The organism is Curtobacterium sp. HSID17257 (genome assembly GCF_003989515.1).
In the GTDB taxonomy this organism is placed as follows: domain Bacteria; phylum Actinomycetota; class Actinomycetes; order Actinomycetales; family Microbacteriaceae; genus Curtobacterium.
The window spans coordinates 1-13,062 of record NZ_RBLU01000093.1 but is presented as its reverse complement, the minus strand read 5'-3'; the positions used below and the strand labels follow the sequence as shown (position 1 = coordinate 13,062).

12 protein-coding genes are annotated in these 13,062 nt (G+C 72.1%); 8 read left to right on the top strand and 4 right to left on the bottom strand.

Annotation, left to right across the window (positions count from 1 at the left end):
• The coding region (locus D8M35_RS12725; protein ID WP_148113370.1) for a PIG-L deacetylase family protein at positions 1-423 on the bottom strand (423 nt) is incomplete at its 3' end.
• 11 nt (positions 424-434) lie between these two features.
• Complete coding sequence (locus tag D8M35_RS12720; protein ID WP_126892191.1) at positions 435-1,472, bottom strand: acyl-CoA/acyl-ACP dehydrogenase; 1,038 nt, start codon at positions 1,470-1,472, stop codon at positions 435-437.
• A 145-nt stretch (positions 1,473-1,617) separates the two neighbouring features.
• On the opposite strand from D8M35_RS12720, the gene D8M35_RS12715 reads away from it, so the two are divergent.
• From D8M35_RS12715 to rplL, 4 genes are all read left to right on the top strand, one after another.
• Positions 1,618-2,352, top strand: coding sequence for a response regulator transcription factor (locus D8M35_RS12715; RefSeq protein WP_369333550.1), 735 nt, complete (start codon positions 1,618-1,620; stop codon positions 2,350-2,352).
• Complete coding sequence (locus D8M35_RS12710; RefSeq protein WP_174234747.1) at positions 2,349-3,809, top strand: cell wall metabolism sensor histidine kinase WalK; 1,461 nt, start codon at positions 2,349-2,351, stop codon at positions 3,807-3,809. Before D8M35_RS12715 ends, D8M35_RS12710 begins: the two co-directional genes overlap by 4 nt.
• 267 nt (positions 3,810-4,076) lie before the next feature.
• Complete coding sequence (gene rplJ, locus D8M35_RS12705; RefSeq protein ID WP_126892189.1) at positions 4,077-4,592, top strand: 50S ribosomal protein L10; 516 nt, start codon at positions 4,077-4,079, stop codon at positions 4,590-4,592.
• Between the two features lie 51 nt (positions 4,593-4,643).
• Entirely contained in the window at positions 4,644-5,027 is a 384-nt protein-coding gene (gene rplL, locus D8M35_RS12700) for a 50S ribosomal protein L7/L12 (protein WP_066655204.1), read from the top strand.
• A 169-nt stretch (positions 5,028-5,196) separates the two neighbouring features.
• On the opposite strand, the gene D8M35_RS12695 is transcribed toward rplL, so the two are convergent.
• Positions 5,197-6,117, bottom strand: coding sequence for a hypothetical protein (locus D8M35_RS12695; protein ID WP_126892188.1), 921 nt, complete (start codon positions 6,115-6,117; stop codon positions 5,197-5,199).
• Between the two features lie 208 nt (positions 6,118-6,325).
• Entirely contained in the window at positions 6,326-7,750 is a 1,425-nt protein-coding gene (locus D8M35_RS12690; RefSeq protein WP_126892187.1) for an APC family permease, read from the bottom strand.
• 128 nt (positions 7,751-7,878) lie between these two features.
• On the opposite strand from D8M35_RS12690, the gene D8M35_RS12685 reads away from it, so the two are divergent.
• The 4 genes from D8M35_RS12685 to D8M35_RS12670 all read left to right on the top strand — a co-directional run.
• A complete protein-coding gene (locus D8M35_RS12685; protein ID WP_126892192.1) occupies positions 7,879-9,780 on the top strand; it encodes an ABC transporter ATP-binding protein in 1,902 nt (633 codons plus the stop codon).
• Between the two features lie 10 nt (positions 9,781-9,790).
• Positions 9,791-11,155, top strand: coding sequence for a cystathionine beta-synthase (locus tag D8M35_RS12680; protein ID WP_126892186.1), 1,365 nt, complete (start codon positions 9,791-9,793; stop codon positions 11,153-11,155).
• A gap of 20 nt (positions 11,156-11,175) precedes the next feature.
• Positions 11,176-12,321, top strand: a complete 1,146-nt coding sequence (locus D8M35_RS12675; protein WP_126892185.1) for a cystathionine gamma-synthase — start codon at positions 11,176-11,178, stop codon at positions 12,319-12,321.
• A gap of 142 nt (positions 12,322-12,463) precedes the next feature.
• The coding region (locus D8M35_RS12670) for an MFS transporter (protein ID WP_126892184.1) at positions 12,464-13,062 on the top strand (599 nt) is incomplete at its 3' end.

The window sequence follows — 13,062 nt, the reverse complement described above, 5'->3', positions numbered from 1 at the left end:
CCCGCTCTTCGGACGCGGCGCCCCGGCGAGCCGGTGCTCGAGTGCGGCCCGCAGCACGTCGGCGTGCTCGCGCACTGCGCCGTCGGGCACGTCGAGCTCGGTGGCACCGGCGGTCGGGTGCAGGACCCGGAGCGCAGCCCGGAACTCGTCCGACCGACGCGGGGCCAGTTCGGCCGGCGTCGTGGTGGGGGAGTCGGGGTGGGAGCGCTCGCCGCGGGTGACGAGGAGCACGTGGACGGGGATGCCGGCGTCGGCGGCCGTCGCGATCAGTCCGCCGGCGCCGAGGGTCTCGTCGTCCGGGTGCGGCGCGACGACGACCACGGCGCCGACGCCGTGCAGGTCGACCGGCACCGCGGGCACCGAGCGGAGGAACGCCGTCCAGGCCTCGGGATCGGCCCCGGGCTCGCGGTGGTCGAACCGCACCGCACGCCCCGTCACCACGCGACACCGCCGCGCTCGACGACGATCCGGCCGACACGGGCGAGGTCGCGCTCCCCGTGGTCCTGCAGCACGTAGAGCCCGAGGTCGGCGACCCGCGCGGCGACCGCGGGGTCGCTCGTCAGCGGAGCGGGGCCGAGCGTCGCGACGACGCGCTGGGACACGGCGTCGACCGCGCGACGCACCCGCGACCGCGTCACCTGCGCCACGAGCGACCAGTCGGTGTCGTCCGACCCCGATGCGTCGATCTGGGCCGCGGCGGTCGCGAGGGCGTCCTCGGCGTCGGCGAGGTCGACCACCGTCGCGCCGAGCGCTGCCCGGAGCAGCGCGGCGTCGGGGCGGTCCACCGTCGCGGACCGGAGCAGCCGGGCGAGCCCCACGGCTCCACCCCACCAGCAGGCCGCGACGCCGATGCCGCCCCACGCGAAGCCCGGACGGGTGAGGTACCAGCCGGGTGCACCGACGGCCGTCGCCCGGACACCGGAGAAGTCGACCGGACCGCTCGGGACGTCGGGCATCCCGCGTGCGACCCAGGCCTCGTCGTGCGGCGCGACACCCTCCTGTCGCAGGTCGACCGCGAACAGCTGCCGCCCGTCCCCGACGTGTGCGGTGACGAGCGCGTGCGAGAGCGTCGATGCGAGCGAGCACCACGGCTTCGTGCCGTCGAGCCGGACCGCGTCGGCACCGGCGTCGTTGTCGGGGGTGGCGGTGAGCGTCGTGCCCGGCGCCTCGGCCGCGAAGACGCCCCACGTCGAGCCCTCCGGAGCGGTGGAACCGGCCTGGGCGAGGATGCCGAGCGCGTCGAGGTGCGGCTCGACGGTGCGGGCGAGCGCGACGTCGGCGGCGGCGACGGCCGCGAGTGCCGCGAACGCGCCACCGGCGGTCCCTGCGGACAGGGATGGAGCGGCGTCGGCCAGCCAGCGTGCGAAGGCGAGCCGGTCCTGCGGGGACGAGCCGGTCCTCCCGGCCGTCGCCTCGACGTCTGCGGTGTCGACGTCCGTGACGGACGGGGGCCAGGCCGGGGATCGCAGCATGAGGTCGACGCTACGGGCGACCGCCCGGGGGGCTCCTCGGGGAAGCGTCTGCCGGGCCACCGGACCGATCGGACGATCCACAGGGCAAGGAGGGGCCGTCCACAGACGGCCCATAGGAACCGCACCGATCCTCGATGACGTGACCATCTCGCAGCCCGCCGCAGCCCCTCGCCTCACCCGCGCCGACGGCACGCCGTTGCGCATCCTCGTCGTGGACGACGAGGCCAGTCTCACCGACCTGCTCTCGATGGCGCTCCGCTACGAGGGCTGGGACGTGAAGAGCGCGAACAGCGGGCAGGACGCCCTGACGACGGCACGCGAGTGGAAGCCCGACGCGATGGTGCTCGACGTGATGATGCCCGACCTCGACGGCCTGCAGGTGCTCGGGCGACTGCGGCAGAACAACGACGACACCCCGGTGCTGTTCCTCACCGCGAAGGACTCCGTCGAGGACCGCGTCACCGGGCTGACCGCAGGCGGCGACGACTACGTCACGAAGCCGTTCTCCCTGGAGGAGGTGGTGGCGCGCCTCCGCGGGCTCGTCCGGCGCTCGCAGATCTCGGTGTCCGAGGCCGGCGACTCCCGCATCGTCGTCGGTGACCTGGTGCTCGACGAGGAGTCGTACGAGGTGTCCCGCGCGGGCCGGCCCATCGAGCTCACCGCGACCGAGTTCGAGCTGCTCCGCTTCCTCATGCGCAACCCCCGCCGGGTGCTCTCGAAGGCGCAGATCCTCGACCGGGTGTGGTCGTACGACTTCGGCGGCAAGTCCAGCGTCGTCGAGATCTACATCTCCTACCTGCGGAAGAAGATCGACGCCGGCGAGACCCCGATGATCCACACGGTGCGCGGCGTCGGGTACGTCATCAAGCCGACCTCGTGACGCTCCGACGACGGCTCGTCCTGAGCATCGTCGCGATCGTCGTCGCGCTCAGCACGGTGATCGGGGCGGGCAGCATCGTCGCGCTGTTCTCGATCCAGCGCGCCGCGATCGACGACCAGCTGACGAGCGCGACCAGCCGTGCGCAGCGGTCGGTCGAGCGGCAGGGCGCCGGTGGACCGGGACTGGACATCACCCGTCCGAGCGGTCAGGCAGCCGGGACCCTCACGCTCTACTTCCTCGATGCACGGACCGTCGTCGGCGGGGTGCTCGCGCAGGACGGGGACGTCGTCGCGGTGCCCGACTCGTCGACGCAGCCGCTCTACGGGCTCCGGGTGGACGGCGCGACGCGCACCGTGGACCTCGGCGGCGACCTCGGCCGCTACCGGGTGACCGCCGTGTCGCTCGGGACCGCCGTCCTGGTCGTCGGCCTCCCGATGACACCCGTCTACGAGAGCGTCGGGAAGCTGTTCGGCGTGGTGCTCGTGGTCACCGCACTCGCCCTGCTCGCCGCCACCGGGGTCGCCGCGGTCGTGGTCCGCCGGTCGCTGCGCCCGCTCGAGCGGGTCGCCGAGACCGCGTCGAGCGTCGCGCGGATGCCACTGGAGCGCAGCGACGCCCTCGACGGTGTCCGGGTCCCCGACACCGACCCGCGGACCGAGGTGGGTCGGGTCGGCACCGCCTTCAACCGCATGCTCGGGCACATCGCGGGCGCCATGCAGGCCCGGGAGCACTCGGAGCAGAAGGTCCGGCAGTTCGTCGCCGACGCCTCGCACGAGCTCCGCACGCCCCTCGCCTCGGTCCGCGGCTACGCCGAGCTCACCCGACGCATGGGTGCGGACCTGCCGCAGGACGTCGTCTACGCGATGAGCCGCATCGAGTCGGAGTCACTCCGGATGACGAGCATGGTCGAGGACCTGCTGCTGCTCGCCCGCCTCGACGAGGGTCGAGAGGTCCAGTTCGCCGACGTCGACCTGACCGGCCTCGTGCTCGACGCGGTGAACGACGCCCACGCCGCCTCGCCCGACCACGTCATCGCGGTCGACGTGCCCGACGAGCCCGTGGTCGTCCCCGGCGACGCCGCCCGGTTGCACCAGGTGGTCGTGAACCTCGTGACGAACGCCCGGACGCACACCCCGGAGGGCACCCGCATCACGGTCGGCATCGCACGTGTGGCAAACGGCGTCGACCTGACCGTGCGCGACGACGGGCAGGGGATCGACCCGGAGTTCCTGCCGAAGCTGTTCGAACGGTTCGCGCGGGCGGACAGCTCACGGTCGCGGAGTGCCGGGTCGACGGGCCTCGGCCTGGCCATCGTCGACGCGGTCGTGCAGGCGCACGGTGGTCGCGTCGCCGTCGCGAGCGTCCCCGGCGACACCGTCTTCACGGTGCACCTGCCGGGTACCCGACCGGCGGGCCCGGTCGCGGGGCCGACCACGGCTGACGAGGCGACCGTCTGACGGACGGGAGGCGCGGGAGCAGCCCGGCCACGAGCCTCCCGTCCGCCGCTTGGTCACCGTCGGATCCTGTGGTACCGTCGTCGAAGCCAAAGACCGCCGGTCGTCTGTGCGCTCGCGCACAGACCGAAGGTCCTCACTCGTGGGGCAGCCAGCGCAGGTGTTCAGAACAACTCCTCCCGTTCGCGGGGGAGCAGCTCCGAGCCTCTGCGCCGGAGCTTTTTTCGTGTGGTGACCAGGGGCTAGCCGGCAAGAACCCCAAGGAGAACCATGGCGAACAAGGAAGCTGCGGTCGCCGAGCTCACGGAAGCATTCCAGAGCTCGAACGCCGTTCTGCTCACCGAGTACCGCGGTCTCACGGTCGCGCAGCTCAAGGAGCTCCGCAACTCGATCCGTGAGCACGCCACGTACGCCGTGGTGAAGAACACGCTGACCAAGATCGCGGCGAACAACTCCGGCATCACCTCGTTCGACGAGGAGCTCGCCGGTCCGTCCGCTCTCGCCTTCGTCCACGGTGACACCGTCGCCGTCGCGAAGTCGCTGCGTGCATTCGCCAAGGCGAACCCTCAGCTCGTGGTGAAGGGCGGTTACTTCGACGGTAACCCGCTCACCGCGACCGAGGTGGACAAGCTCGCTGACCTCGAGTCCCGCGAAGTGCTGCTCGGCAAGCTCGCCGGCGCCTTCAAGGCCTCGCTGTTCGGTGCTGCGTACCTGTTCCAGGCACCCCTCTCGCAGGCCGTCCGCACAGTGGACGCCCTCCGCGAGAAGCAGGAGTCCGCGGCCTGACCAGGCACGCGTTCATCAACCACACGTACTAGCTAGTAGTAGGAGAAAATCATGGCGAAGCTTTCGCAGGACGAGCTCATCGAGGCCTTCAAGGAGCTCACGCTCATCGAGCTCTCGGACTTCGTGAAGAAGTTCGAGGAGGTCTTCGAGGTCACCGCTGCTGCCCCCGTCGCGGTCGCCGCGGCCGGTGGCGCTGCTGCCCCCGCCGAGGAGGTCGAGGAGAAGACCGAGTTCGACGTCGTGCTCAAGTCGGCCGGTGACAAGAAGATCCAGGTCATCAAGGAGGTCCGTGGCCTCACGTCGCTCGGCCTGGGCGAGGCCAAGGCGCTCGTCGAGACCGCCGACGCCAAGATCCTCGAGGGTGTCAACAAGGAGACGGCCGACAAGGCGAAGGAGGCCCTCGAGGCCGCCGGCGCCACGATCGAGCTCGCGTAGTCTCGACCTCTGGTCACGAAGGCCGCTGCCCCTCGGGGCGGCGGCCTTCGTCGCGCGCGGGGTGCCGGTGGGGGGCCGCGGGGCGCGAGTCTCGGGCTGAGCGACGCTTCTCGCGCCGATGGAGGCGAGAAGCGTCGCTGAGCGCGAGTCTCGGGCGAGGCTTGGCCGCTCACCAGGTGACACGGTGCTGGCGGAACAGTGCGCTCAGGCGGTCGGGATCGACGAGGTGCCACCACGTGGGACGCACCACCGTGCGGACGCAGGGCAGGGATCGCAAGCGGTCCTCGCGGATCTTCTCGTGCCAGACGGCCTCGGCGGGGCTGCGGCCGGCGAGCATGGTCGGGTCCGAGTACTTCTGCCGCCCGTCGAACTCGACGACCACGCCGAGGTCGGGGAGCCAGAAGTCGACGCGGTCGAGCGTGCCGTCCGGGTGCCGGAAGGTGTGCTGTGCGATCGGGCGGGGGACGCCGAGCTCGACCATCCGCACCGCGGTGTACGACTCGCCGACCGATTCGTGCTGCGGGTCGAGCGCCGCGGCGACCGTGCGGGCCCGGACCGATCCCCGACAGGGACCCACGGGGAGTGCATCGAGGAAGGCGTCGATCGGCAACGTGCCGGTCCGTACGGCGTGGTCGACGGCCACCGCCGCCACCGACGGCGGGGAGGTCGTCGCCAGGTCGAGCGCCGTGCGCAGGTGGCTGGTCACGGGTACCCCGGCGAGGACCACCGGCGGCGACTCGGTCACGGGCAGGCCTGCGTGGCGGACGACGCGTGCACGGTGTTCAGTGCGGCGCGTGCGCGGATCGACGAGGTGCACGCGCTCGGGTGGGGCGTCGATGACCGGCCACCCGAGGACGAGTGCAGCGGTCGTGTGCGAGAACGCCGCTCCCTGACGGACCGCCGGGGCGATCGCCCGTGCGAGCAGCAGGTGCCGAGGGTGCGGCACGAGCTGGTGCCAGACCGCCGCATCGACGTAGACCCCCTGGGCGAGCCGGACGAGCGCTCCGGCTCGGTGCCGTCGCTGCAACGCTCGCGCCGTGGAAAGGTCGTGTGGTGTTGCGCGGAGCAGGGCGGGTGGTTCGGTGTCCATGACCGCAGCGTGCAGGATCCGCGAGGCGACCATCGGAGGGCGGCGCGCTCCTGTGGATGGTGAGCCGCGCCTCCCGGCTGTGGACGAGTCTCGTCACGAGCGGCGCGAGACTCGCGCTGGGCGACGCGTCTCGCGTGCGGGACCGCGAGATGTGTCGCTCAGGCCGAGTCTCGGGCGGGCGGGCGGGCGGGGGGCACGGGCGCGCGCGTCAGCGCAAGGTGCTGTGGCGGCGGCCGTAGGCCAGGTAGAGCACGGCGCCGGCGACCATCCACAGGCCGAACGCGATCCAGGTGCCGGCGCCGAGGAACACCGCGAGCAGCACGCAGCACAGGGTGCCGAGCACGGGGACGACCGGGAAGAGCGGGACCCGGTACGAGCGCTCGAGCTCCGGGCGGGTGCGACGGAGCAGGATCACCGACACGTTCACCAGGGCGAAGGCCACGAGCGTGCCGATGCTCGTGGCGTCGGCGAGCTCGCCGAGGGGCACGAGTGCTGCACCGACCGCGACCACGATGCCCACGATGAGGGTGTTCGGCACCGGGGTGCCCGTGCGCGGCGAGACCCGGCCGAACACGGACGGCACCATGCCGTCGCGCGCCATCGTCAGCAGGATGCGGGTCTGGCCGTAGAGCACCGTGAGCACGACGCTCGCGATGGCGATCACGGCGCCGATCGAGAAGACGAGCGCGACGACCGGCTGCCCGGTGACCTCGACCACGATCCGGACGAGCGAGGCCTCGTCGGACGAGAACGACGTCCAGGGGCGGGCGCCGATCGCGGCGATCGCGACCAGGATGTAGAGCGTCGTGACGATCACGATCGACCCGATGATCGCTCGCGGGAGGTCACGTCGGGGGTCCTTCGCCTCCTCGCCCGCGGTCGAGGCGGCGTCGAACCCGATGTACGAGAAGAACAGGCGCGAGGCCGCCGCGGTCACGCCGGCCGCCCCCATCGGCGCGAGGGGCGCGAAGTTCTGCGACGAGAAGGCCGTGAAGGCGACGACCACGAAGAACACCAGCAGCGCGATCTTCACCACGACCATGAGCGTGTTCACCCAGGCGCTCTCGCGGGCCCCCGGCAGCAGGACCGCCATCGCGAGGAGCACGAGCACGGCGGCCGGCAGGTTGACCACGCCGCCGTCGCCGGGCGGGGCGGCGATCGCCGCGGGCAGGTGGAGCCCGAAGACGCGCAGGGTCTCGTCGACGTACTCGCTGGCGCCGACCGCGACCGCGGCCACGGAGACCGCGTACTCGAGCACCAGGCACCAGCCGCACACCCAGGCGATGCCCTCACCCATCGTGGCGTACGTGTACGAGTAGCTCGACCCCGAGGTCGGCACCGCTCCTGCCATCTCGGCGTAGGACAGCGCCGACAGCAGCGCGGCCACGCCGGCGAGCACGAAGGAGATCCAGACCGCCGGACCCGCCAACGGCACGGCGGTCCCGAGCACGACGAGGATGCCGGTGCCGAGCGTCGCCCCGACGCTGATCATCATCAGGTGCCAGACCCCGAGCGAGCGTCGGAGCGGCTCACCGTCGACGCCCGCCGCGGCTTCGGCCTGCAGCTGCTCGATCGGCTTCCGGCGTGCGAGCTGGTGACGGAGGGACGTGGGGCGGGAGGGCGCGGACGTCATGGGACCTCGTGATCGGCGCGGGGAAGGGGACGGACGATGTTCGCACGGCCCCTGAACGGGGTCAAATACGCCCTGGGCTGACGACCGCCGCCCCGGTCGGACGCGGGGGATACCGTGGTGCCATGAGCATGGGCCACGGGATGCGTCCGGGCGGTCCCCGCGGCGGCGGGCGGATCTCCAGCGGTGACGCGCAGGCGCAGCGGGCCGCGAACGCCGAGGCGCCCCGGATCCCGCACCTGCTTCGTCGCATCGCCGGGCTCTTCGTGCCGCACCGCCGGGCGATCGTGCTGACGGTCGTGCTCGTGCTCGTCGGTGCGGCGCTCTCGGTGATCCCGCCGCTGCTCACGCAGCAGGCCTTCGACCGCGGGCTCTTCCCGCCCTCGGGTCGGCCCGACCTGCCCGTCCTCCTCGAGCTGGTCGGCGGGATGGTCGCGCTCTGGATCGCGAGCGCCGGCGTCGGCATCTGGCAGACGTACCTGACGGCGACCGTGGGCAACCAGGTCATGGGTGCGTTGCGCATGCGGCTCTTCGAACACCTGCAGCGCATGGAGCTCGCGTTCTTCACCCGCACGAAGACCGGCGTCATCCAGTCGCGCCTGCAGAACGACGTGGGCGGCGTCGCGAGCGTGCTCAACAACACGATCTCCTCGGTGCTGGGCAACACCGTCACCGTCATCGCGGCGGTGGTGGCGATGCTGCTGCTCAGCTGGCAGATGACCCTGGTCGCGGTCGTGCTCCTGCCGCTGCTCGTCGTCGCCCAGCGCCGTGTCGGCCAGGTCCGCGCCCGGATCGCCGCCCAGACGCAGGAGTCGCTGTCCGACATGACGGCGATCACCCAGGAGGCACTGAGCGTCTCCGGCATCCTGCTCGCCAAGAGCTTCACCCAGCAGCGCAGCGAGACCCGGCGCTACGGGGACGAGAACCGCAACCAGATCCAGCTGCAGGTCCGGCAGCAGATGTCCGGTCAGTGGTTCTTCGCGATCGTCCAGGTCTTCCTGTCGATCATCCCGGCGGTCATCTACGTGGTCGCGGCGTACCTGATCATCGGTGACGTCCCGATCACCGCCGGCACCATCGTCGCGTTCACGACCGTGCAGTCGCGGCTGCTCTTCCCGACCGTCGGCCTGCTCCGGGTGGTGCTCGACCTGCAGACGTCCGGTGCGCTCTTCGCCCGGATCTTCGAGTACCTCGACCTCCGGCCGGCGATCACCGACGCAGCCGACGCACGGCCGGTGGACGAGTCGCGTCTGGGGCACGTGGCGTTCGACGACGTCTCGTTCACCTACCCGGACGGCGAACCCGACAAGCCGACGCTGCGCGAGGTCTCGTTCGACCTGCAGCCCGGACAGTTCGCGGCGTTCGTCGGACCGTCCGGCGCGGGCAAGACGACGATCTCGTACCTGGTGCCCCGGCTGTACGAGGCGTCGTCGGGCAGCGTGCGGTTCGCCGGGGCCGACGTGCGCGACCTGCAGCACGAGGACCTGATGCGCCACGTCGGGATCGTGAGCCAGGAGACGTACCTGTTCCACGCCTCCATCGGCGACAACCTGCGGTACGCGAAGCCGGACGCGACGGACGAGGAGCTCGAGCGCGCCGCCCGCGCGGCGAACATCCACGAGACCATCGCCTCGTTCCCCGACGGCTACGACACGGTCGTGGGGGAGCGGGGCTACCGGCTGTCCGGCGGCGAGAAGCAGCGCATCGCGATCGCTCGCGTGCTGCTGAAGGACCCGCCGGTGCTGGTGCTCGACGAGGCCACGAGCGCGCTCGACTCGATCTCCGAGCACGTGGTGCAGACCGCGCTCGACACCGCCGCAGCCGGACGCACCACGATCGCCATCGCGCACCGGCTGTCGACGATCCGCGACGCCGACGTGATCTTCGTGCTCGACCGCGGGCGGATCGTCGAGCGGGGGGGCCACGACGAGCTCCTCGCGCGCGGCGGCGTGTACGCCTCGTTGTTCCACCAGCAGAACGACGGGTCGACATCGTTCGTCGCAACCGGGCCGACGGTCGGGCCCGCCACCTAGACTCGGCCGCGTGCGTTACGCGAACTCCGTCGTCGACCTGGTCGGTGACACCCCGCTCGTCCGACTGAACCGTGTCACCGAGGGCATCGGGGCGACCGTCCTGGTGAAGGTGGAGTACCTGAACCCGGGCGGCTCGTCGAAGGACCGCATCGCCACGCGGATCATCGACGCGGCCGAGGCGTCCGGCGAGCTGCGCCCGGGCGGCACGATCGTCGAGCCGACCTCCGGCAACACCGGGGTCGGGCTCGCGCTCGTCGCCCAGCAGCGCGGGTACCGCTGCGTCTTCGTGCTGCCGGACAAGGTCGGCGAGGACAAGCGCAACGTGCTCACCGCCTACGGCGCCGAGATCGTCGTGACCCCGACCGCGGTCCCACCGGACCACCCCGAGTCCTACTACTCGGTGTCCGACCGCCTGGTGCGGGAGATCCCCGGCGCCTACAAGCCGAACCAGTACGCGAACCCGAACGGACCGCGGAGCCACTACGAGACCACCGGTCCGGAGATCTGGCGCGACACCGAGGGCCGGCTGACGCACTTCGTCGCCGGCGTCGGCACCGGTGGCACCATCTCGGGCACCGGCCGCTTCCTGAAGGAGGCGTCCGACGGCCGCGTCCGGATCGTGGGCGCCGACCCCGAGGGCTCCGTCTACTCGGGCGGCACCGGTCGGCCCTACCTGGTCGAGGGCGTGGGCGAGGACTTCTGGCCCGGTGCCTACGACGCGGGCATCCCGGACGAGATCATCGCCGTCACCGACGCGGAGTCGTTCGCGATGACCCGGCGGCTCGCGCGCGAGGAGGGGCTGCTCGTCGGCGGGTCGAGCGGCATGGCCGTCGTCGCCGCCCTGCGTGCCGCACGCGACCTGACGGAGGACGACGTGGTCGTGGTGCTGCTGCCCGACGGCGGCCGCGGGTACCTCGGCAAGATCTTCAACGACCGGTGGATGCGCTCCTACGGCTTCGCCGACACCGACGACGCCCGCACGGTCGGTTCCGTCGTCGCCGGCAAGGACGGCCGGCTGCCCGACCTCGTGCACGCGCACCCGTCGGACACGGTGCGCGACGTCGTCGAGATCATGTCGACCTACGGCGTCTCGCAGATGCCCGTCCTGAGCGCCGAGCCTCCGGTCGTGATCGGCGAGGTCGTCGGCGCCGTCGCCGAGAAGGACCTGCTCGAGCAGGTCTTCACCGGCACCGCGGCGATGACCGACGCGGTGAGCGGCTTCGTCGGTGACCCGCTGCCCCTCATCGGGATCGGCGAGTCCCTGTCCGCCGCCCGTCGGGCGCTCGAGACCGTCGACGCGCTGCTCGTCGTCGACGACGGCAAGCCCGTCACCGTGCTCACCCGGCACGACCTGCTGACCTCCCTGTCCGACTGACCCGCAAGGAACCAGAACGCATGACCGAGTTCGCCACCCGCGCCGTCCACGCCGGCCAGGACCCCGACGCCACGACGGGCGCCGTCATCCCGCCCATCCACGTCACGAGCACCTACGTGCAGGACGGGGTCGGGAACATGCGGAACGGCTACGAGTACTCCCGCGGAGGCAACCCGACGCGGGACGCCCTGCAGACCCTGCTCGCCGACCTCGACGGCGGCGTCGCGGCGTACTCGTTCGCGTCGGGCCTGGCGGCCGAGGACGCCCTGCTCCGCGCGTACCTCGAGCCCGGCGCCCGCGTCGTGATGGGCAACGACGTCTACGGCGGGACGCACCGCCTCGTGAACCGTCTGCACGTGCCGTGGGGCGTGGAACTCGTCGTCGTCGACATGAGCGACGTCGACCGGGTGCGTGCCGCGCTCGAGGGCGCCCCGGCCAAGACGGTGCTGTGGGTGGAGACCCCGACGAACCCGCTCATGAAGATCGCCGACATCGCGCTCCTCTCCGAGGTCGGGCACGCCGCCGGCGCCCTGGTCGTCGTCGACAACACCTTCGCGTCGCCGTACCTGCAGCAGCCGCTGTCGCTCGGCGCGGACGCGGTGTCGTACTCGACCACGAAGTACCTCGGCGGGCACTCCGACGTCGTCGGCGGCGCGGTCGTCCTGCGGGACCCGGAGTTCGCGGAGCAGGTCGGCTTCCTGCAGTTCGGTGCGGGCGCGATCGCGTCGCCGTTCGACGCCTTCCTGACGACCCGCGGCATCAAGACGCTGCCGGTGCGGATGGAGCGGCATTCGTCGAACGCGCAGGCCGTGGCCGAGGCGCTCGTCTCCGCGCCGGGCGTCGAGCGCGTGTACTACCCCGGTCTCGCCGACCACCCCGGGCACGAGGTCGCCGCGAAGCAGATGCGCGGCTTCGGCGGCATGCTGTCGGTCGCCCTGTCCGGCGGGCCCGAGGCGGCGAAGCGCTTCGTCGAGTCGACCGAGGTCTTCACGCTCGCCGAGTCCCTCGGCGGCGTGGAGTCGCTCATCGGGTACCCGAGCGAGATGACGCACGCGTCGGTCAAGGGCACCGAGCTCGCCGTCCCCGAGAACGTCGTCCGCCTGTCGGTGGGCATCGAGGACCAGGGCGACCTGGTCGGGGACGTGCTGCAGGCGCTGTCCCGCTGACCACGGGTCCGCTGACGTCCCGCTGGCCACGGCCGTCGACGCGGGCGGGACGGACGGGAGGCTCCCCACCGGACCGGTGGGGAGCCTCCCGTCCGTCATCAGGACCTGACGGATCGTCGGTGCGCGCCCCTAGGCTGGCCCGGTGAGCAGTGTGGCGACGAGGTCGGGGATCCTCAGCGGGCGCTACGCGCTCGCGACCCTGGGGATGGTCGCGATCGTCGGGGTGGCCGCGTTCCAGAACCTCGCGATGACGACGGTGATGCCCCGGATCAGCCGCGACCTCGACGGGCAGACCCTCTACGCGCTCGCCTTCGCCGCCCCGCTCGCCGCCGGGGTGCCCGGGATGGTGCTCGCGGGGACGTGGACGGACCGCTCGGGCGGCCGGGTCGTCGCCTGGGTGTCGGCGGTCTTCTTCGCCCTGGGGACGGCCGTCGTGATGACCGCGCCGACGATGGGGGTGTTCCTGGCCGGTCGTCTCGTCGAGGGCTTCGGCGCCGGCGCGATCGACGTCGTGCTGTACGTGCTGGTCGCCAGGATCTTCCCGGCCGAGCTGCACGGGCCGGTCTTCGCCGGGTTCGCCGCGGCCTGGGTCGTGCCCGCGCTCGTCGGGCCGGCGCTCGCCGGGGTCGTGACCGAGGTGTGGGGCTGGCACTGGGTCTTCGCGGGCGCCCTCGTCATCGCGGTCGTCGCCTTCGCGCTCCTCGTGCCGACGCTGGCGCGCCTGCACGCGCCGCCGGTCGA

What these genes read in the sequence shown, in the direction of transcription:
- D8M35_RS12720 (WP_126892191.1), bottom strand. Translation starts at nt 1,472, where the DNA reads ATGCTGCGATCCCCGGCCTGGCCCCCGTCCGTCACGGACGTCGACACC.
- rplJ (WP_126892189.1), top strand. Translation starts at nt 4,077, where the DNA reads ATGGCGAACAAGGAAGCTGCGGTCGCCGAGCTCACGGAAGCATTCCAG.
- rplL (WP_066655204.1), top strand. Translation starts at nt 4,644, where the DNA reads ATGGCGAAGCTTTCGCAGGACGAGCTCATCGAGGCCTTCAAGGAGCTC.
- D8M35_RS12695 (WP_126892188.1), bottom strand. Translation starts at nt 6,117, where the DNA reads ATGGACACCGAACCACCCGCCCTGCTCCGCGCAACACCACACGACCTT.
- D8M35_RS12690 (WP_126892187.1), bottom strand. Translation starts at nt 7,750, where the DNA reads ATGACGTCCGCGCCCTCCCGCCCCACGTCCCTCCGTCACCAGCTCGCA.
- D8M35_RS12685 (WP_126892192.1), top strand. Translation starts at nt 7,879, where the DNA reads ATGGGCCACGGGATGCGTCCGGGCGGTCCCCGCGGCGGCGGGCGGATC.
- D8M35_RS12675 (WP_126892185.1), top strand. Translation starts at nt 11,176, where the DNA reads ATGACCGAGTTCGCCACCCGCGCCGTCCACGCCGGCCAGGACCCCGAC.